The sequence below is a fragment of the Nocardia sp. JW2 genome (genome assembly GCF_051843015.1).
Lineage (GTDB): Bacteria > Actinomycetota > Actinomycetes > Mycobacteriales > Mycobacteriaceae > Nocardia > Nocardia coubleae.
The window spans coordinates 20,701-41,082 of record NZ_JBPXLK010000002.1; the positions used below are offsets into that span (position 1 = coordinate 20,701).

At 68.5% G+C, this 20,382-nt stretch carries 15 protein-coding genes and 1 pseudogene; 9 read left to right on the forward strand and 7 right to left on the reverse strand.

All coding sequences use genetic code 11. From position 1 onward, the window contains the following. The 3 genes from ACSVDM_RS03365 to ACSVDM_RS03375 all read right to left on the reverse strand — a co-directional run bounded on the left by ACSVDM_RS03365 (position 1) and on the right by ACSVDM_RS03375 (position 2,819). On the reverse strand, positions 1-780 hold the full coding sequence (locus tag ACSVDM_RS03365) for a metallophosphoesterase (protein WP_439262716.1): 780 nt from the start codon (positions 778-780) through the stop codon (positions 1-3). Positions 781-1,006: 226 nt separating this feature from the next. Continuing rightward, on the reverse strand, positions 1,007-1,768 hold the full coding sequence (locus ACSVDM_RS03370) for an RluA family pseudouridine synthase (RefSeq protein ID WP_439263201.1): 762 nt from the start codon (positions 1,766-1,768) through the stop codon (positions 1,007-1,009). 64 nt (positions 1,769-1,832) lie between these two features. Continuing rightward, on the reverse strand, positions 1,833-2,819 hold the full coding sequence (locus ACSVDM_RS03375; RefSeq protein ID WP_439262718.1) for an adenylate/guanylate cyclase domain-containing protein: 987 nt from the start codon (positions 2,817-2,819) through the stop codon (positions 1,833-1,835). Positions 2,820-3,012: 193 nt separating this feature from the next. On the opposite strand from ACSVDM_RS03375, the gene ACSVDM_RS03380 reads away from it, so the two are divergent. Continuing rightward, the gene (locus ACSVDM_RS03380; protein WP_439262720.1) at positions 3,013-3,909 is read left to right on the forward strand and encodes an NAD(P)-dependent oxidoreductase; all 897 of its coding nucleotides are present in this window, start codon (positions 3,013-3,015) and stop codon (positions 3,907-3,909) included. Here the strand turns inward: ACSVDM_RS03380 and ACSVDM_RS03385 are convergent. Further along, positions 3,873-4,607, reverse strand: coding sequence for a MerR family transcriptional regulator (locus ACSVDM_RS03385; protein ID WP_439262722.1), 735 nt, complete (start codon positions 4,605-4,607; stop codon positions 3,873-3,875). The two genes, ACSVDM_RS03380 and ACSVDM_RS03385, sit on opposite strands and share 37 nt — an antisense overlap. A gap of 61 nt (positions 4,608-4,668) precedes the next feature. On the opposite strand from ACSVDM_RS03385, the gene ACSVDM_RS03390 reads away from it, so the two are divergent. Next, a complete protein-coding gene (locus ACSVDM_RS03390; RefSeq protein ID WP_439262724.1) occupies positions 4,669-5,100 on the forward strand; it encodes a DUF6194 family protein in 432 nt (143 codons plus the stop codon). On the opposite strand, the gene ACSVDM_RS03395 is transcribed toward ACSVDM_RS03390, so the two are convergent. Further along, positions 5,089-5,709 carry a TetR/AcrR family transcriptional regulator gene (locus ACSVDM_RS03395; protein WP_439262726.1) on the reverse strand — a complete coding sequence of 207 codons (621 nt, stop codon included), beginning with the start codon at positions 5,707-5,709 and terminating at the stop codon, positions 5,089-5,091. The genes ACSVDM_RS03390 and ACSVDM_RS03395 overlap by 12 nt on opposite strands. 149 nt (positions 5,710-5,858) lie before the next feature. Here ACSVDM_RS03395 and abc-f point away from each other — a divergent pair, with 149 nt between their 5' ends. The 3 genes and pseudogenes from abc-f (at position 5,859) to ACSVDM_RS03410 (ending at position 8,316) form a co-directional block, all read left to right on the forward strand. Next, the gene (gene abc-f, locus ACSVDM_RS03400) at positions 5,859-7,460 is read left to right on the forward strand and encodes a ribosomal protection-like ABC-F family protein (protein WP_439262728.1); all 1,602 of its coding nucleotides are present in this window, start codon (positions 5,859-5,861) and stop codon (positions 7,458-7,460) included. Positions 7,461-7,477: 17 nt separating this feature from the next. Then, positions 7,478-8,116, forward strand: a pseudogene (locus ACSVDM_RS03405) (CatB-related O-acetyltransferase); the annotation flags it as partial. Positions 8,117-8,148: 32 nt separating this feature from the next. Further along, the gene (locus ACSVDM_RS03410; RefSeq protein WP_084457272.1) at positions 8,149-8,316 is read left to right on the forward strand and encodes a DUF4236 domain-containing protein; all 168 of its coding nucleotides are present in this window, start codon (positions 8,149-8,151) and stop codon (positions 8,314-8,316) included. A gap of 29 nt (positions 8,317-8,345) precedes the next feature. Here ACSVDM_RS03410 and ACSVDM_RS03415 read toward each other — a convergent pair whose 3' ends face one another. Together ACSVDM_RS03415 and ACSVDM_RS03420 are read right to left on the reverse strand one after the other, a co-directional pair. Next, positions 8,346-9,020, reverse strand: a complete 675-nt coding sequence (locus ACSVDM_RS03415) for a potassium channel family protein (RefSeq protein WP_439262730.1) — start codon at positions 9,018-9,020, stop codon at positions 8,346-8,348. Next, entirely contained in the window at positions 9,010-10,350 is a 1,341-nt protein-coding gene (locus ACSVDM_RS03420; protein WP_439263203.1) for a TrkH family potassium uptake protein, read from the reverse strand. The genes ACSVDM_RS03415 and ACSVDM_RS03420 overlap by 11 nt, the downstream gene beginning before the upstream one ends. Before the next feature lie 268 nt (positions 10,351-10,618). Here ACSVDM_RS03420 and ACSVDM_RS03425 point away from each other — a divergent pair, with 268 nt between their 5' ends. From ACSVDM_RS03425 to ACSVDM_RS03440, 4 genes are all read left to right on the forward strand, one after another. Continuing rightward, positions 10,619-11,239 carry a GNAT family N-acetyltransferase gene (locus ACSVDM_RS03425; protein WP_439262732.1) on the forward strand — a complete coding sequence of 207 codons (621 nt, stop codon included), beginning with the start codon at positions 10,619-10,621 and terminating at the stop codon, positions 11,237-11,239. A 15-nt stretch (positions 11,240-11,254) separates the two neighbouring features. After that, positions 11,255-17,560: a type I polyketide synthase gene (locus tag ACSVDM_RS03430; protein ID WP_439262734.1), complete on the forward strand. Its 6,306-nt coding sequence runs from the start codon at positions 11,255-11,257 to the stop codon at positions 17,558-17,560. Then, positions 17,557-18,915 (forward strand): aminotransferase class I/II-fold pyridoxal phosphate-dependent enzyme, encoded by a 1,359-nt coding sequence (locus ACSVDM_RS03435; protein WP_439262736.1) that lies wholly within the window; start codon positions 17,557-17,559, stop codon positions 18,913-18,915. Before ACSVDM_RS03430 ends, ACSVDM_RS03435 begins: the two co-directional genes overlap by 4 nt. A 63-nt stretch (positions 18,916-18,978) precedes the next feature. Further along, the gene (locus ACSVDM_RS03440; protein ID WP_439262738.1) at positions 18,979-20,316 is read left to right on the forward strand and encodes a DUF1254 domain-containing protein; all 1,338 of its coding nucleotides are present in this window, start codon (positions 18,979-18,981) and stop codon (positions 20,314-20,316) included. The last annotated feature ends 66 nt before the right edge of the window (positions 20,317-20,382 follow it).

Here is a 20,382-nt window from a genome sequence, read left to right on the forward strand (position 1 = left end):
TCAGATCCGGGGTTCCGCCAGCCAGCCGCCCATCGCGACTGTTCGGAAATGGGTTGTCAGAGCGTGGTTTTCGTCGATGACATGCAATGCGATGGCCGGGTCGGGCGCGTAGTCCATCACGCGGTGCGGCGGGGTGATCTCCCATTCGCCGCCGAGGACCGAGGCGGTGCTCGGGCCGGTGATCATCGGCTTGCCCGCGAAGGTGGTGGCGATGGGGGAGTGTGCGTGGCCGGTGAGGACGCCGATGATGCGCTGGTCGCCCGCGACGATGGCGGCCAGGCGACCGGGATCGGCCAGGGCGATCACGTCGACGATCGGGCTGAACAGGTGGTTCGGCGGGTGGTGCAGGGCGATGAGGATCGGGCCGTCGGCGGGCGCCTCGGCCAGGGCGGCGCGTAGCCATGCGTACGTGTCCTCGGACAGCGCACCGCTCGGCTCGCCGGGGATGCTGGAATCGAGCATGAGGATCGTCAGCGGGCCGACGCGGTTGGCGCTGTTGATGGGTGCCGTCGAGGCGGGCTCGCCGAGCAGGCCGGTGCGGAAGTTCGCGCGGTCGTCGTGGTTGCCGGGGAGCAGATAGACCGGGATGTCGGCGGTCAGGGCCAGGCGCGCCTCGGCGTACTGCTCGGGTCTGCCGGAATCGGTGATGTCGCCGGTGACGAGGATGACGTCGGGCCTGCGCGGCAGGTCCGCCAGATAGCCCATCACCGCCTCGACCCGTTCGGTATTGCGTGCGCTGAGGTCGAAATGGGTGTCGCTGAGCTGAGCCGCCAGGATCATCGGCAGTCGCTTTCTTCTCTGGGATCGCTCCGTTGCGTCAGAGTGCGCCGGGATGACTCATCGGCACCCTTCAAGGCTAGATGACCTGCGCTTATTCGTCTGCATGAGCCGCACCACGGACCGAAACCCATCGCCTGGTCTGTGTGCGTTTTCACCGCGCGAAAGCTCACGTTCCCCTGCGCGAATCAGCCTGCTGTAGTAAGCAGCTGGGAAATCGTCGGGTAGGTCAGAATGCTGTGCGGCGGTCGGCTTCGGTGAGCAGGTGAGCTGCCTCGTCGGGGTCGGCGGTGAACGGTGCCCAGAAGTCGGGGCCGGGGGTGGCACGCAGGTCGAGGACCGGTGGGGTGAGCCAGTCGGCGTCCAAACGCAGCCGCCAGGAGTGCAGGTGAGTGCGGGTGAGGGCGGCGGTGCGGTCGAACAGGGGGTCGCCGAGGATCGGGTGGCCGGTCCAGGCGAGCTGCACGCGGATCTGATGTCGTCGCCCGGTCACCGGTCGCAGGGCGAGCAGGGCTCGATCGTCCTTGCGCGCGACGGTGGTGAACCTGGTGAGCGAGGGGTAGTTCTTGGCGGGCAGCAGGTCGGCGTCGTCGACGAACCAGCGCTCGCCGTCACGGCGGATGGCCTCGCGCGGCGCGGCGATCCGCACCCGGTTCTTGCGTCCCACGCTCAACGGCAGGTCGAGTTCGCCCTGGTCGGGCAGGTCGTCCCCGGACACGATCGCCAGATAGGCCTTGCGCGCGGTCTGCTTGTTGAACTGGCGGGTGAGCTGCCCGTGCGCCGCCAGCTCGGTCGCCAGCAGCACCAGCCCGGAGGTCACCTTGTCGATCCGGTGCACCGGGTACACCTGCGTCCCCGCCGCCTGCGCGATCTCGACCAGATCGGTGTCGTGCCGCTCGCCGGTCACCGAAATGCCCGACGGCTTGTTCAGCGCCACCACCGCGTCATCGGCGAACACCGTGTACGCCTCGCGCACACTCAGCCAATCCATCTCCACCACAACACCCTAGAGAACGGTGTCCCGTACCCCTTCGACACGGTGCTCCGAGCCGAATTCACGCACGGCGGAGGCGGTGGGGGCGCAGGCGGTTGAAGCCGCGGACGCGGACGCTGCGCAGGTGACGGATGGCGAATTCGGGGTGGTCGGCGAGGGCTTCGGCGGCGGCGTCGTCGATGAGGATGTTGGCGGGGCGGGCGACGCCGGTGAGGCGGGCGGCGATATTGACCACCGAGCCGTACAGGTCGCCGAAGCGTTGCAGCACCTCACCGTAGGCGAAGGCGACGCGCAGTTCGGGGGTGCCGCCGACGAGCATGGTCGACTCCTGGATCGCCAGCGCGATCCGGGCCGCGTCGACCGCGTTCTCGGCGGCGAACATCACCTCGTCGCCCACGTTCTTGATCACCCAGCCGCCGTTGTCGGTGATCGCGGCGGTGGTGGTCGACTCGAAAGCCTCCAGCAGCGTGGACAATTCGTCGGGATGCAGGTGCCGGGTGAGCCGGGTGAAACCGACCATGTCGGCGAAGCCGACGGCCAGGGTGCGGGTGGATCCGTCCCCGGCGTCGTCGATGGAACGGGCGATGGCGGCCACCAGATGCCTGCGCCACACATACGCCTGCAACTGCTCGACCTCGACGAGGGTGTCCTCGGCGGCCGCCCTGATCCGCTCGGCCACGGGCAGTGCGGGATCGGCCGCCTCCGCGCGGACCTTGACCTCGGCGAGCACCAGGTCGGCCTGCCATTCCGCCAGCCGCGCCAGGCCCTGACCGATGGTGCGCGCCGCCGCCGCCTGCTGCCGGAGATTCGACGCCGCAACCACTTTCATGCCGCGGAAGGTGCTGACCGAGTCGATATCGATCTGGGCGTAATCGACGGCCTCCTCGGAGTTGGCGGGGAAACCGAGCGCCGTCCACAGCCGTCGGGATTCGCTCTCCGGTACGCCGGAGAGCTCGGCCACCTGGGTCCGGTTGAACCGTCGTGGGCCGCCCAGTAGCGCCTCCTCGACGATGCGCTGTACCAATTCGGTCATCTCGGGCTCCGACATACCTGAAACTTTACGGCCACCGGCTGTACACCCGGGGATGCTCACCTCCGGCCTTGGCATGGTTCACAACAATGACGCCCCACACAATTGTTCAGCCACCGGTGCCCTGACCTGGACGATTACCTGTGGGTGAGCTAGGGACGGGAAAAGTGCGTACTTCTGTGCCGCCCGGATGGCGCCCACACTCGGATCCATGAACAACGTGACCGTGCTCGGCACCGGCGCGATGGGCACCGCGATCGCCCAGGCCTTTCTCGCCGCCGGCTACCGCACCCATGTCTGGAACCGCAGCCCCGAGCGCACCACGGCCCTGGTGGCGGCGGGTGCGATCGCCCATCCCGCCGTCGCCGATGCCGTCGCCGCGAGCCGGGTGATCGTGACGACCATGACGACATTCGCCGCCACCCGCGACAGCCTGGACGGCACCGGTGAACTCGCGGGCCGCGATCTCATCACCCTGAACAGCGGAACACCGGCACAGGCAAGGCAATTCGCGCGCTTCGCGCATTGCGTGGGCGCGCGTTACCTCGGTGGCGCGATCAAGAACGTGCCATCGGCCGTCGGAAACTTCGACACCCTGCTGTATTTCGGTGGCGACCGCGCCGTCTTCGACACCCATGTCGAGACCTTGCGCGTACTCGGCGGCGACGTCGAATTCCTCGGCCCCGATCCCGACCTGGCCGCACTCTACGAATCCGCCGTCGGCGCCACGCTTCTGCCCACCCTGCTCGGCATCTTCGAGGGTGCGGCGATCCTTGCCTCCCGCGGAATCCCGGCCGAGGCGATGGTCGGGTACTCGGCGAAATGGTTGCGGATGATCGAATCCCTGCTGCCGATCCTGGCCACCGAGATCGACACCCAGGACTACAGCCGCCTCGGCGCCACCGTCAACCTGTTCCACACGGCGGTCACCGACGACACCCAGCTCGCGGCGGAGACGGGCATCGATATGAGCTGGCACGAACCCATCAACCACCTGCTCCGTTGCGCGGTCGCCGAGGGGCGTGGTGACCAGAGCATCACCGCACTGTTCGAGTTGCTCGCCGCCGGTACTCAGCAGAGCGCGCGAGCTCGGGGGTTGTGCGGCTGATCCCGCAGGACCTCCGTCAGGGCCGCCGCCGCTTCGACGAGTGCCCTGGACCGTCGGGTGAGCGCGGCCTCTCGGGTGGCGAGGGCGTCGCGTAGTTCTCCCGGCCCGCTGCGCCGGAACTGGGTGAGCACCGTGCGCAGGGTGGTTATGCCGTAACCCGCACGCCGCAACTGGTGCACGATCCTGGCGTCGCGCACCTGTTCGGGCGTGTATCGCCGCGCGCCTTTCAAGCGCTGGGGAACGACCAAACCCGCTGCGTCCCAATGCCGCAGCGTGGAGGTCCGGATGCCGAGCGCGTCGGCGAGTTCGGCGATGCCGAGTGCGTCGGAGTCGCGCACATCCGCTATCGGTTCGGCTCCGATACCGGCCGCCGCCCACACCGCGAGTGCCAGCTCACCGCGTTCGGTGTGCAGGGCGGCGTGGGCCGCGTCGAGCCCGGCCAGCGCCCGCTCGGTTTCCCCGGCGACGGCATCGCGCATGATCGCCTTCGCCGCCACCGGCCCGGTCCCTTCCGCCAGCGCGCGGTAGGCCCGGGCGGCCGCGACATGCGCGTCTCGATAGTTCCGGTGGCCGCCCGGCGACCGTTGCGCGGCGGGCAGCACACCGTCGTTCTCGAGGTCGCGCACCTGCTGCACCGAGTAACCGGCTGCCCGCGCCACATCGACCGTCCGCATCCGGTGCGAATGTAGCTTTGTCATGAGTTCTCCTGGCGGTATCGCGTCCAAGTCCACATAAGCACTTCAATGTGACGCTTGAAGCATGCAGATTACCGAGATCGACGACTTCGTGAGCGGACTCGACGGTGTGCTCGCCCTGCGACCCACCGAGGGCAGCGACTTCCCCGAGATCAGCTGGGGCGATATTTTCTACTACTACGCCCCGGACGGCGTGGTGCCCCGTGGCCAGCCCTTCGCCACGATCGTCACCAAGAACTATCCCGACGACACCGCTTCCGGCCTGGACAGGCCCGGTGCCTTCCGCGTCAACGTCGCGGTCGGCACGGACACCTTCGCCGAATACGCCGACAACCCGCTCGCCGACAACACCTTCGCCCCGCATCCGCAGTACGCCCGGGCGCACTGGCTTTCGATCACGAACCCCGGCCCGGACAACGCCGAGCTACTGCGTGAAATGTTGCGAGAAGCACATGGCCGCAACAAATCACGAGCCGAACGCCATTCAGGACATTGACGGTCGAGTGGTGTGCGGCGACCCGCGGAACGCCCCCGCGCGGGCGGCGAGCGCAGTGCCGGCCGCCGCCCGCTCCGGCAACCCCGGATCCGGCGGGGTGCGCAGCAACATCAGGCAGTGGTACACCGGGGCCGTCGCCGCGATGAGCAGCGCTCGGGCATCGGTGTCGGCGGGGATCTCGCCCCGCTCCACGGCTCGCTCCACGACGATCTCGCACTGCGTGTAACGGTCCTCCCACATCCGTGCGAGCCCCTGCGCGGCCTCCGTCGACCGGAACGACACCGCGATCAGCGCCGACGCGATCGACGGTTCCGCGAGCAACGACTCCTGGATCTCCTCGTTCAGCGCGGTCAGATCCCCGGCGAGCGAACCGGTATCGCGCGGCTGCCAGTCCAGATCACCCGCCGCCGCGATGACATCGGCGAGCAGCCCGCCCACATTGCGCCACCGCCGGTACACCGTGGTCCGATGCACACCGGCGCGCTCGGCGACCGAGTCGATGGTCAACGCGTCGTAGCCGTTCTCGGCCAGTTCGGCGCTGACAGCGGCCAGTACCTGCTCCCGGTTGCGGGCGGTGCGGCCACCCGGGCGCGGTTTCGGTTCGCTCATGAATCTTCTTCTTGCTCGCGGGGAAATCCTGTGGCACGATACTAATGCAATTGTTGTCGCACTAGTGAGGTTGCCGATGCTCCTTCGAAGCGTTCATCACGTCCTGCGGTCCGCTCGGTCCGCGTCCTCGAATGCTTCGGAGTACTTGTATGCCAACTCAACTCACCGCTCGTGCGGTCAGCAAATCCTTCCTTGGGCGCCCGGTCCTCGATGAGGTGACGTGTGCGTTCGCCACGGGCGAGCGCACCGGGATCATCGGCGAGAACGGTTCGGGCAAGTCCACCCTGCTGCGCCTGCTGGCCGGCCGCGAACTGCCCGATTCCGGCGAGGTGACGGTCCGGGCCGACGGTGGCGTCGGCTACCTCGCCCAGGACGAGGAACTTCCACCGCACCTCACCGTGCAGCAGATCATCGACCGCGCCCTCGCCGACCTGCGCGCCATCGAGGATCGCCTGCGAACGCTGGAAGCCGCGATGGCCGATGGTGACGGCCTGGCCGAATACGCGGAGCTGACAACTCTTTTCGAGCTGCGTGGCGGATACGACGCCGAAGCCGAGGTGGAACGGGCCCTGCACGGTCTCGGTCTCGGACTCGTCGCCCGCGATCGCCGCGTCGGCGACCTGTCCGGTGGCGAACAGGTCCGATTGCGGTTGGCCTCGGTGCTGGCGGCGGGCACCGAGGTGCTGCTGCTCGACGAGCCGACCAACCACCTCGACGACACCGCCATGACCTGGCTCGAAGACCACCTGCGCACCCGTCGCGGCACCATCGTCGCGGTGTCGCACGACCGGCGGTTCCTCGAACGCGTCGCCACCGACCTGCTCGAGGTCGACGCCGACCGCAGACGAGTGGTCCGCTACGGCAACGGCTACGCGGGCTATCTCACCGAGAAAGCGGCGGCCAGGCAACGCTGGGAGCAGGCCCACGAACAGTGGCAGGCCGATATCGCCCGCCTGCGCGAGACCGCCGCGACCACCGCCCGCGCGGTGGCACCGGGCCGGGCCATGAAGGACAACAACAAGATGGCCTACGACCGGGCCGGGGGTCGCGTGCAGCAGTCGTTGGCCAGCCGTGTCCGCAATGCGGAGGAACGTTTGCGGCGGCTGCTTGCCGACCCGGTACCCGCACCGCCGCAGCCGCTGCGGTTCACCCCGGTGCTGCGGACCCGGCGGGTGCAGGGGCCGGTGCTCGAAGCGGTCGACGTGGCGGTCGAGGGTCGGCTGCACCGTACGAGCCTGTCGATCGCGGCGGGGGAGCGGGTGCTGATCACCGGACCCAACGGCGTCGGAAAGTCCACGCTGCTCAGGGTTCTCACCGGCGAAGTCACGCCTGACGCCGGCACCGTGACCCGGCGCGGGCGCATCGGCTATCTGGCACAGGAGCCTTCGTTCCCCGACCCGTCGCAAACCCTGGCCGCCGCCTTCGCGCACGGTCGCGCGGGCGACGCCGGTGAGCACACCGAGCAACTACTCGCCCTGGGCCTGTTCGATCGCGCGCAACTGGATACCCGCGTGGCCGACCTTTCCACCGGCCAACGCCAACGCCTGGCCCTCGCCCGCCTCGTCACCGAGCCGGTCGACGCCCTGCTCCTCGACGAACCGACCAACCACCTCTCGCCGGCCCTGGTCGAAGACCTGGAAACCGCCCTGAGCACCTATCGCGGCGCACTGCTGGTCGTCAGCCACGACCGCCGCCTGCGCTCGCGCTGGCGCGGCGCCCACCTCGCCCTCGGCGCCACCGCCACCGTCTGAATCCCGAAGGAGCCCCCGTGCCCGCACCCGACCCGACCACACCCCACCCCATTCCCGACCGCACCCGGGTGATGCTGCTGAAACCGCACGTGACCTCACCCTGGATCGAGGTCGGCGACTTCACCTACTACGACGATCCCGACGACCCGACCGCCTTCGAAACCCGCAACGTCCTCTACAGCTACGGTCCGGAGAAGCTGGTCATCGGCAAGTTCTGTGCCATTGCCACCGGTGCCCGGTTCATCATGAACGGCGCCAACCACCGCATGGACGGCCCGTCGACCTACCCGTTCCCGGTCCTCGGCGGTTCGTGGGCCGACCACATCGACCTGGTCATGGACCTGCCGAGCCGTGGCGACACGGTGATCGGCAACGATGTGTGGATCGGCAACGGCGCGACCTTGATGCCCGGCGTCCGTGTCGGCAACGGGGCGATCATCGGTACCGGCGCCGTGGTCACCGCCGATGTGCCCGACTACGGGATCGTCGGCGGCAACCCCGCCCGGCTGATCCGAACCCGTTATCCCGCAGCCGAAGTCGAGCGCCTGCTGGCTTGTGCCTGGTGGAACTGGCCGCTCGACCACATCACCCGCCATATTCGAACTATCATGGCCGGTAGCGTCGATGCACTGGAATCGGCTGCCGCCGAGCTCGATTCGGATCGACGCGCCGAACCGAAAGGCCAGCAATGCCCATCCGATTCCGCCAGCGCAAATCCTTCGGCCCCCTGAAGTTCAATTTCACCCAGTCGGGCCTGTCGTCCTGGGGGATCAAAATCGGCCCCTGGTCCTGGAACTCGCGCACCAGGAAGAACGCCGTCGACCTCCCCGGCCCCCTGAGCTGGCGCCAGCGCTGAGACCCCGGGGCTTGTTGGTCTTCGCCGCGTCAGGTCAGATCGGAGAAGCGTTCGACCTCTTCGATGCGCCCGGAGACGATCAGCTGATCGCCCTCGGCGACCACGGAATCCGGCGTGGCATAGGTGAATTCGCCGCCTCGGTGTTTGATGGCGACGACGGTGATGTCGAAGTGCTTGCGCAGACCGCTGCCGGTGAGGGTCGCCCCGACGGCCGATCGGGGCGCGGTGGTCTTGGCCATGGCGTAGTCGGTGTCGAACTCGATGTAGTCGATCATCCGGCCGGTGACCAGGTGCGCGACCCGTTCACCCATGTCGTGTTCGGGCAGCACCACATGGTGTGCGCCGACGCGTTCGAGGATCTGCCCGTGCTGACGACTGGTCGCCTTCGCCCAGATCTTGGGAATCCGGCAGTCGGCGAGCAACGAGGTGGTGAGGATGCTCGCCTCCATATTGGAGCCGATGCTCACCACCGCGTGCGGGAAGTCGGGCACCCCGAGCTGCTCCAGCGCCGTCATATCAGTGGTGTCGGCCACGGCCACGTGGGTCAGCAGGTCCGAGTACTGCTGCACGATAAGCGGATTCGAGTCGATCGCGAGCACCTCGGAACCGTGCGTCACCAATTCGCGGGCCAATGCCCCGCCGAAGCGGCCGAGCCCGATGACGACGACACGAGTGCCGTGTTTGCGTGTGGTTCTACCCGACAATGGGGCGCTCCTCCGGTAGTTCGTAGCGGCGGCCGCGGTCGCGCAGCGCGAGCGCGGTGGCCAGGGTGATGGGTCCGAGACGGCCGAGGAACATCAGGGCGACCAGGACGATAAGGCCGGAGTCGGGGATGGCGGCGGTGATCCCGGTGGACAGGCCGACCGTGCCGAAAGCCGAAACCACCTCGAACAGCACGGCATCGAGGTCCATCCCGGTGATGGTCAGCAGGGTCAGCGTGCCGACGACGACAGCGCCGACCCCGAGCAGCGCCACCGTGATCGCCTGCCGTTGCACCGGCGCGGCCAGCTTGCGGTCGAGCACATGCACGGTCGGTTCACCACGAACCTCCGCCGCGATGACGAACGCGAGCAGCGCGAAGGTGGTCACCTTGATCCCGCCCGCCGTGCCCGCGCTGCCGCCACCGATGAACATCAGGATGTCGTTGACCAGCAGGGTCGAGGAGTGCATCGCGCCGACATCCACCGAATTGAAGCCCGCGGTGCGCGGTGAGAGCCCGTGGAAGCCGCCGACCAGCAGTTTCTGCAGTGAACCGAGGGGGCCGAGGGTGCCGGGGTTGGACCATTCGAACGCGGTCACCGCCACGATGCCGAACACCGCGAGCGCGAAGTACGTCCACAGCGTGAGCCGGGTGTGCAGCGTCCACCGATGATCGCGGGTGCGGCGCCGCAACCACCTGCCGACCTCGAACAGGACCGGGAAGCCGAGGCCGCCGAGAACCAGGGCGACGGTGATGGGGACGATGATCCACGGATCGGTCGCGTAACCCATCAGACTGTCCTGGTATAGCGCGAATCCGGCGTTGTTGTAGGCCGAAACGGCGTGGAAGATTCCGAGATAGACGCCGTGCCAACCGCCCTGGTCGTACCCGAACACGAATCGCAGCGTCAACGCGATCGCCGTGATCGCCTCGACCACCAGGCTCATCCGGATCACCCCGATGACCACCCGCCTGCTCTCCCCGAGCCGCAGCGCCTTCGTCTCGGACTGGGCGATCAGCTGCATCCGCAGCCCCATCCGCCTGGCCACCAGCAGCCCGAGCAGCGAGGCCAATGTCATGATCCCGAGGCCGCCGATCTGGATCAGCCCGAGGACGACGAGTTCACCGAACAGCGACCAGTGACTCTCCGTATCGACCACGACGAGCCCCGTCACGCAGACGGCCGAAACGGCGGTGAACAGCGCCGTGACCGGTGCCGTCGCGGTGCGCGATTCCGCCGCTACGGGCAGCATCAGCAGCAGCGTCCCGACGAGCGTCGCGGCGCCGAATCCCAGGACGACCAGCCTGGCCGGATGGTGCGGGCTGGGGAGCATGCGCACCAGGTCCCGGGAAGAAATCACGATGGGCCAGCCTAATCGCCCGACCGGCCCCGGCATCCCGACGCGACCGTAAGGATTTCGTCAAGAATCGGCGCGGACGACCAGTGTGTCTATCTCCCTTGACGCGTAGCGACGTCGCGAAAACCGACAAGTCGTTCCGAATTCTATGCTTGGCAGATGTGCTGAGATAGCCTAACGAAACACAGTCTGCCCGAACGAGTTCCGTGGTCCGGCACAGTGGATCCATTGAGGTACAACAGCGTTGAGTTCAGGAAAGAGTCTGATCGTCCGCCCGGCCATCAGGGCCGACATCGACTCCATGGTGGAAGTGCTCGCCGCCGCTTTCGCGCAGGACGATCCGATCGACGAGTACGTCTTTCCGGACGAGACCGTCCGGTATCGACGGGCCCCGCGCATGTTGCGCGCCATGATCCGGCACCGCTTCCTGCCTGCGGGCGGGGCCGAGGTGGCGGTGCTCGACGGCCGCGTGGTGGGAGTCCTGCTGTGGTACCCGCAGGGCTATCGCCCGGGCGGTTTGCGCGAACTGGTCGCCGGCCCGGAGCTGCTCGTCGCGATGGGGTCCGCGGTGCGTCGCGGTATCGAGGTCGACGCGGCCATGGATCGCGCCGCTCCGCCCGAACCGCACTTCTTCCACGTCTACCTCGGCGCCGACCCGAGCCTGCAGCGCAGCGGGGTGGGCCGGGCGCTGTACGCCTCGTTCACCGACAAGGCCGACCGGCAAGGTGCGTCGATCTGCGGCATCTGCAAAGACGCCAATGTCGGCTACTACGAGGCGCTGGGCAACGAGCGCACCGGATCCGTCCGGCTCGGTGCGTCCGGCCCGGAACTCAACATCATGATTCGCCGCCCGCGGCCGCTCTGACCCCGAGGAATGCACATGACTGACATCGCCATCGTCGGCATCGGCTGCCGTTATGCGGGCGGCATCGACTCACCGGAATCGTTCTGGGACTTCGTGATCCACAAGCGCGACGGCGTTCGCGAGATACCCGAGGAGCGCTGGGACTGGCGCCGCTACTACGACGAGGACCGGCGCGCCCCCGGCCGCATGTACACCAAACGCGGTGCCTTCATGACGGGCGACCCGTGGGCCTTCGACCCGGAATTCTTCGGCATCTCCCCACGCGAGGCCACCAGCATGGACCCGCAGCAGCGGTTGATCCTCGAGGTGGCCTGGGAGGCGCTCGACGACGCGGGCGTGGCCGGACGGGCCGCGGGGTCCTCGCTCGGGGTGTACGTGGGTGCCTTCACCCTCGATCAGATGGTGGTTTCGGCGGGTGCCGCGCTGCCGCACGTCGACCTGCACACCGCCGTCGGTGTGTCGTACACGATGCTGTCGAACCGGCTCGCGTACGCGCTCGACCTGAAAGGTCCCGCCGTGACGGTGGATACGGCCTGTTCGTCGTCGCTGGTGGCCCTGCACCTGGCGTGCCGGGCTATCGCCGACGGTGACTGCGAGGTCGCGATCGCCGGTGGCGTGAACGTGATGGTGCAGCCGGAAACATTCGTCACGATGTGCAAGGGCGGCTTCCTCGCCGCCGACGGGCGGAGCAAGCCGTTCGACGCCGCGGCCGACGGCTACGGCCGGGGTGAGGGCGCCGGGGTGGTGGTCCTGAAGAAGCTGGCCGACGCCGAACGCGACGGTGACCGGGTCTACGCCGTGGTCAAGGCCACCGGCACGAACCAGGACGGGCGGACCACCGCGATCACCGTGCCCAATGCGGAATCCCAGGAAAGCCTTGCGCGCGAGGTGATCCGGCGCTCCGGCATCGATGTTCGCGATGTCACCTACGTCGAGGCGCACGGTACCGGCACCCCGGTCGGCGATCCGATCGAACTGCGGGCCATCGGCCGCGCCTACGGCGCACCTGCCGGACGGCCGGGGCAGCTCGGCGTCGGGTCGTTGAAGGCCACGCTCGGGCACACCGAGGCCGCCTCGGGTGTCGCGAGCATCATCAAGTCGGCGTTGGCGATTCGGCATCGCACGATCCCGCCCCAGGGCTGGCTGGACACGCCGAACCCCGATATCCCCTTCGACGAGTGGGGGATTCGAGTACTCACCGAGGCCGAGCCGGTCGGCCCCGACGTCGAGCGCATGGCCGTGGCGGTCAACGGGTTCGGTTACGGCGGGACGAACGCGCACGCGATCCTGCAGGAGTACCGGCCGAGCGCCGAAACCGTTCGGCCACCCGTGCATTTCGGCGTGCTGCCGCTGTCGGGACGTTCCGAGGGTGCGGTACGTGAGCTGGCGCGTGGGTTCGCCGAACGCATCGCCGACGGTGCCGATCCGCAGCGGCTGGCGGCGGCGGCGTGGCGGCGGCGTCAGCATCATCCGGTGCGCACGGGCGTCGCCTTCGGTGACGACACCGAGCTGGTGCAGGGGCTGATCGACCTGGCGACCGGATCGGGCCGGGTCGCCAAGACCGTCGCCAAACGCGCCGGTGAACCGGTGTTCGTCTGCACCGGCATGGGCCCGCAATGGTGGGGCATGGCACGTGAGCTGCTCACGGCGGAGGGCACTTTCGCTGTCGAGGCCAAGCGGGTGGACGCGGAGTTCCAGGCGGTGGCCGGCTGGTCGATCATCGAGGAACTGTTGCGGCCCGAGGAAGAATCGAGGGTGCCCTCGACCGCCGTAGCGCAACCGGCCAATTTCCTGGTGCAGGTCGCGCTGTTCGCGACGCTGCGGGAGCGGGGGATCGAGCCCGCGGCCGTCGTCGGGCACAGTGTCGGCGAGGTGGCAGCCGCGTACCTGACCGGCATGTTGTCGCTGGGCGACGCCGTTCTCGTCAGCTACCACCGTTCGCGGCTGCAGGCGACCACGGCGGGCACCGGTGGCATGCTCGCGGTCGGGCTCGGGCCGGACGAGGCCGGTGCGCTCGTGGCAGGTGAGGACGCGGTCGATATCGCGGCGATCAACAGCCCGTCGGCGGTCACCCTCGCCGGTGCGGTCGACCGGCTCGACGCCATTGCCGAAACACTCACGGAGCGAGGTGTATTCGCGCGTCGTTTGCAGGTCGAGGTGCCGTATCACAGTGCCCTGATGGACCCGATCCTCGACGAATTGCGTGCCGCGCTCGCCGACATCACCGTCGCCGAACCACGCCTCCCGCTGTACTCCACCGTTACCGGCGAACTGGTCACCGGCGCGGACTGGGACGCCGACTACTGGTGCGCCAATGTGCGCCGGCCGGTGCGTTTCGCGGCGGCGGCCACGGCGCTCGTGAAGGCGGGGCACCGCGTGTTCCTCGAAGTCGGCCCCCACCCGGTGCTCGGCGCCAATATCCGCGAGATCCTCATCGGTGCGGGCGAGACGGGCACGACCATCGCCACCCTGCACCGCAAACAGGGCGACGCGCACAGCATGCGTCAGGTGCTCGTCGACCTCTACGCCGCGGGCGCTCTCGACATCGACGCCCTGTTCACCGAAACAGTCCGCCCGACACCGCATATCGACCTGCCGCGCTACCCCTGGCAGCGCACGGTGCTGCGCTCGGAACTGCCCGAACTGCGAACGCAGCGGCACGGCACCCCGGACGCGCACCCCCTGCTCGGCGACCGGCGCCCCGACGACGCGAGCACCTGGCGGCTCAACCTGTCGACCGCCGCGCTGCCCTGGCTCACCGACCATGTCGTCGGCGGCACCGCGATCATGCCCGGCTCGGGCTACCTCGACGCCGCGCTCAGCGCCGCGGCCGTGCGGGCCGAGTCCGAGCAGGTGGGGCTCGAGGACGTGCGGTTCGTCGCGCCGCTCGTCGTCGACGGTGGTGACGCACCGATCGTCGAACTCCACCTGGAGGTTTCGACCCGTCGCTTCACCATCCGTTCGCGCGGCGCCGCCGGTTCGGTGTGGACCGTGCACGCGACCGGACGGCTCGTCGAGGGCGCCTACGCGCCGGTCGGCGCCGACGTGCCCGACCTCTCCGCGATGACACCGGTCGAACCCGCCGACTTCTACACCGGTCTCGTCGCGGCCGGGCTCGAGTACGGTCCGGCGTTCCAGCGGGTGACCGCGATCCGGCTCGACACGGACACCGTTGTCGCGCAGGTGAACGGTGAAATCGACCGGGATGCGCGCCATCTCGCGCACCCCGCCGTGGTCGACGCCGCCTTGCAAACGGTCGCGGCATTGCTCGCCGGGCGTGCCGCCGAAGGGGCGATGGTTCCCGTCGGCGTCCGCTCGGTGCGCCGACTGGCCGCACTGCCCGCCGAGATCACGGTGGTCACCCGGATGTCCGGTGACGCCGCCGACATCGACCTGCTCGGCGCCGACAACGCTGTCTGCCTGCAGTTGCGTGGCGTGCGCTTCGCCTCGCTCACGCCGGGTGCGGGACCACTGCAGCGGATGAGCGACTTCTTCTACGAAGAACGCTGGGAGCTGCGCGAACCGGTCGACACGACCGCGCTGCCCGGCAACGACGGACTGTTCACGCTGGTCCTCGGCTACGGCGAGGGCGTCGAGGACCGCGTCGAACGGGTGCACCAGGCCGTGCGCACCGGTGCCGCCGGTTCGGCCGCCGTCCTGCTCGACGACGCCGAGCTGGAAGCGAACCTCACCGCCCGCCTCCGCGACCTCTTCGCTCTCGAAGCGGTTGAGCGCGTGCATGTTTGCGTGGTTCCCGGCGCCTCGGCCGACGGCGATATACCCACCCTGTGGACCCTTCGCCGGGTCGCGGCCACCCTCGAGAGCTTCCTCGACGTCCGCGCGAACGAACTCGCCGTCGACCTGCCGATGACCGGCGACGGGTCACTGCACGCGACCGTCGTCACCGCCAACGCCTACGCGCACCCGGCCGACCCGACGCCACCCTCGCTCACCCAGGCCGCGATCGCGGGCGCCCGCCGGGTACTGCTCAACGAACAGTCCCGGTTGCGGTGGCGGCTCGTCGATATCGACGCTCGGGTCACCGAAACCGAACTGGCCGCCGAACTCGCCGTGCCGGGTGCCTTCACCTACGACCGCAGTGACGAGGTGATCCTGCGGGACGGACTGCGCTGGGTCACCGTCGTGGACCGGACCATGCCGCAGCGCCTCGAAACGCTCGACACGGCGGAGCCGCTCACCGATCCGGAGGCGAACTTCGAACTCGAGCTGCCCCGCTCGCGCACCTTCGCCCGGCTGGGCTGGCGGCGGTGCGAACGCCGTGCACCCGGACCCGGTGAGGTCGAGCTGCGCATGCGCGCGGTCGGCCTGAACTACAAGGACGCGCTGAAGGTGATCGGCGTGCTCGGGGAACGGGAGCTGGCGCCCACCTATTTCGGCACGGTGCCCGGTATGGAAGGAGCCGCGACCGTCGTCCGGGTCGGTGCCGGAGTCACCGACGTGGCCGTCGGCGACGAGGTGACCGTGACCTCGAAGGGCATGATCGCCCGGTTCCACACCACCGACGCCGCCCTGCTCGCCCGCGTGCGCCCCGGCACCGATCCCGGTCGCTGCACGAGCGGAACGGCCTTCGCCACCGCCGAACACTCCCTGCTCGAGCTGGCCAGGATCCAGCCGGGGGAGACCGTGCTGATCCACGGCGCCGCCGGTGGTGTCGGCACCGCCGCGGTGCAGATCGCCAAGCAGCACGGTGCCGTGGTGATCGGCACCGCGAGCACCGAGCAACGCCGTGCGCTCGTGTCGGCCGAAGGCGCCGATCACGTCCTCGGTTCACGCTCGCTCACGCTCGTGGACGAGGTACTCGCGCTCACCGACGGCCGTGGCGTCGACGTGATCCTCAGTACCGCACCCGGTGAGCTGCAACGCCAGAACTTCACGATGGTCGCCGAATTCGGCCGCATCGTCGAAATCGGCAAGGCCGACATCTACGCCGGCGGCGTGCTGGAACTGGCCGCCTTCGACAAGAACATCGCCTATTACTCCTTCGACCTGGACCGGATGGCCCGCGTCCGGCGCGACCGAGTGCTCGACCTGGTGCGCGGAATCAACGCCCGGCTCGACGACGGCACCTACCGGGCGCTGCCGTTCACCAGCTACGGCACCGCCGAGGTCGGCGAGGCCTTCGAGGCGGTGGCCCGGTCCACCGGGACGGGGCGCGTCGCGCTCGACCTCACCGAAGCCGAGCCCCTCGTCCGCCCCGCCCTGCCACAAGTGCGTATCGAAGCGGACGCGAACTACCTGATCACCGGCGGTTTCGGGGCCTTCGGCCTGGCCACCGGACGGTGGTTGGTCGGCAACGGCGCCCGCCACCTCACGCTGCTCGGCCGTCGCGGCCCCACCACGGGAGCGGCCGTCGCGCAGCTCGCGGCGTGGGCGCAGCAGGGCATCACGGTGGTCAGCGAACTGGTCGACATCACCGATGCCGAGGCCGTCGCCGGGGTGATCGACCGAGCGCACACGGCCGACCATCCGCTGCGCGGTGTGTTCCACACGGCGGGCGTGATCGACGACAAACGCGCCACGGTGATGGACATCGACAGTCTGTCGGCGGTGTATCGGCCGAAGGTGGACGGCGTGCGCGCCCTGGCGGCCGGTCTCGAGGCGGCAGGCGTGCGACTCGACCACTTCGTGCTGTACTCCTCCGGCTCGACAATGTTCGGTGCCGTCGGACAATTCGCCTACACCGCAGCTAATTCCGCGCTGCAGGCGATGGCCGAATCGGTTGTCCGCACAGGCGGCACGGCGCTCGCGGTCGGCTGGGGTCACATGTCCGGCGGCGGTATGGCCGCCGCCGACGAGCACATCACCCGGTATCTGCGCACCACCGGCTTCGATCCGCTCGACATGGACGAGGGCGCGCAGTATCTGGAACAAGCGCTGCGCCTGGGCATTACGCAGGCGGCGATCATTCCGATCGACTGGGCCAAGGTCGATGCCACCGCGCCGTTCTTCGCCAAGACCGGACGGCTCGAGACGATGATCGCCGCTGCGGCGCAGGATGATTCGGCGGCTAGCAAATTGCGTATCCAGCTCGCCGAACTCGACGAGGACAAACGCGGGGAGGTGGTGGCGTACATGCTGGCCGAACAGCTGGCGCAGGTGATGGGCGTCGCGGCGGATTCGATCGACCTGAGCGTTCCGGTTCCCGAACTCGGCCTGGATTCGCTGATGGCGGTGGAATTCGGTGCGCTGGTGTCGAAGTCGCTCGGTGTCGAGCTGCTGACCTTGCAGATGGGCCGTTCGTTCAGCCTCGAACAGGCGGGAGCGCGGGTGGCGGAGGCGATCGTCGGGATGCGGGCATGAGCGAGTCGGCGCGGGAACTGGCCAGGAAGCTGCTCAACGACACGGTCGGCGAGGGAGTCTCGCGGGCACCGTCCACGCCCCCGCCGGTCACGCGACGGCGCCGGCGCGGTCCGGGTCGCCAGTTCGCCGACCACCCCGAGGTGGCGGCGATGGCGAAGAAACGCGCCACGATCGCCGAACTGTACGACCGATTCGACATGCCGAACCCCGTCTTCCTGCTGCGTGAGAGCGCCAACGACACCGTGATCCGTTGGCGGGGACGCGAACTGGTGAACTTCGGCGCCTACAACTACCTCGGGCTGAGTAATCATCCGAAGGTGGTGCAGGCGGCCAAGGACGCGCTCGACACCTACGGCGCCTCCGCCTCGGCCTCGCGCATCGTCGCCGGGGAGATCCCGCTCTACGCCGAACTCGAGCAGCGCCTGGCCGGGATGTACGACGTCGCCGACGCCCTGGTGACCACCAGCGGATACCTCACCAATGCCGGGGTGATCGGTTTTCTGTTGCGTGACGGCGATGTCGCCATCTGTGATTCGCTGATCCACCGCAGTGTGGTGTCGGGCGTGCAGTGGTCGGGTGCGCGTCAGCTCACCTTCCGGCACAACGACCCCGAGTCGCTGCGGTCGGTGCTGCGGATGGCGCGCGCCAATTTCGACCGTGCGCTGGTGGTGATCGAAGGTCACTACAGCATGGACGGAACCATCGGGAAGCTGCCCGAAATCGCCGCTGTGGCGAGGGAATTCGATTGTGCGGTAATGGTCGACGAGGCGCATTCGCTCGGTGTGTTCGGCGCGAACGGCCGAGGCGTTCGCGAACATTTCGGCCTACCGGGCGACGCCGTCGACATCTGGATGGGCACCCTGTCCAAGGCGCTCGGCAGCTGCGGTGGATTCGTCGCCGGCGACGGCGACCTGATCGGTGCGATGAAGGTCGCCGCACCGGGCGTGGCGATGCTGAGCGGTGGCCCCGCGCCGTCGACGATCGGTGCCGCCCTGGCCGCCCTCGACATCCTCGACATGGAACCCCAGCGCCTGACCCGCCTGTGGTCCAATACCGAGTTCTTCCGCAGCCTGCTCGTCGAACATGGCCTCGACCTGGGTGTTTCCGAGGGCACCCCGATCTTCCCGGTCATGGTTCCGCAGGAGTTCCGCGCCGGTTTCGTCTCGGCGCGGCTGCTGCAACAGGGCATCTACACGGGCGCGATCACCGCCCCCGCCGTCCCGGTCGGCAGCGAACGGTTGCGCTTCTTCCTGACCTCCGAACACACCACCGACCAACTCCGGCACACCGCCGACGAGCTGGCCGAGGCGGTGCGGGTCGCCGAAGCGCTGCCCGCCGTGAACGGCATCGGCTGACGGTTCCCGATCTCACCCGGAACGGGTGATGTATCGCGACCGGCCGGGCGTGACGATTGCCCGATGACTACCGCGGCGTCGAAACCGGATCTGGCAGCACTGGCCGCGGAGGCCTTCGTCTACGGGTATCCGATCCTGGCCGACCTGGACAAGGTCGCCGAAGCGGTGCGGAACGGTTTGGGGGCGACCGCTGCCGCCCCGTTCAACCAGTTCGCCAATGCGGCGTCCCTGGCCGGGCCGGATACGAAATTCGTGTCCGTCAACAACGACACCGTCTATTCGAACGCGATGGTCGACACCAGTGGCGGCCCGGTGCGGTTCGACGTGCCCGAAGCCGACGGCCGCTACTACGTCATGCAATTCGTGGACGCCTGGACGAACAACTTCGCCTACGTCGGCCACCGTGCCACCGGAACCGGGGCCGGATCGTTCCTGCTCGTGCCGCCCGGATGGACCGGTGACGCGCCCGGTGACGTCACCGTGATCCACTGCCCGACCGCGGTCGTCTCGATCGTCGGCCGCTGGGCGGTCGACGGCGAATCCGACCTGCCTCAGGTGAAGGCGCTGCAATCCGGGCTGCGGCTCACCCCGACCGGTACCGGAAAGGGACTGCCGACGCCGGCCACCGGTGTGCCCGACGACCTGCTCTTCTTCGAACAGTTACGCGTCGCGATGGCTGCTTTCCCACCCGCCGAACGCGACAAGCGATACCAGCAGCGGTTCGCCCCACTCGGGTTGCTGTCGGACGAATCCCCTTACCGCGCTGCCGATCCCGACCTCGCCGCGGCGCTGGTCGAGGGTCTGGTGGCGGGCAGGAAGAACCTCGAGTCGGAGCTCGAGCACGCCAGCGGCCCCGTGCAGAACGGCTGGAACCTGGCCTACCACATCTTCGACTACAACCTGGACTTCTTCGAAGTCGGCGCCCTCGACGATCCGGAATGGAAGGTGCCCGATACCGCTGCCCGCTACACGCAACGCACCGCGGCGGCGCGCGGGGGACTGTGGGGCAATCACGGCTACGAGGCCGCCTACGCGATGGTCTACGTCGACAGCGTCAGCGCCGCACTGGACGGATCACAGCGATACCAGCTGACCTTCGCCACTCCACCGCCATGCGGTGCTTTCTGGTCGATCACGATGTACGACGCCGAGAACTTCTACCTCGTCGATAACCCCATCAACCGCTACTCCATCGGCGACCGCACTCCCGGGCTGGTCACCGCCGCCGACGGCTCCCTCACCGTCACCCTCCAGCACGACGAGCCGACCGACCCGACGCAACGTGCCAACTGGCTCCCCACACCCGCCGGCCCCTTCCGTCCCCTGTTGCGTGTGTACGAACCAGACCCCAGCGTCCTAGACGGTTCCTACGAACTCCCACCGATCATTCGACAGCTCTGATCGGTGACCGGAACTCCCGACATCGCAGACTTGATGCGGGCCGCTGGAGCACTTCCCGACGTAGGG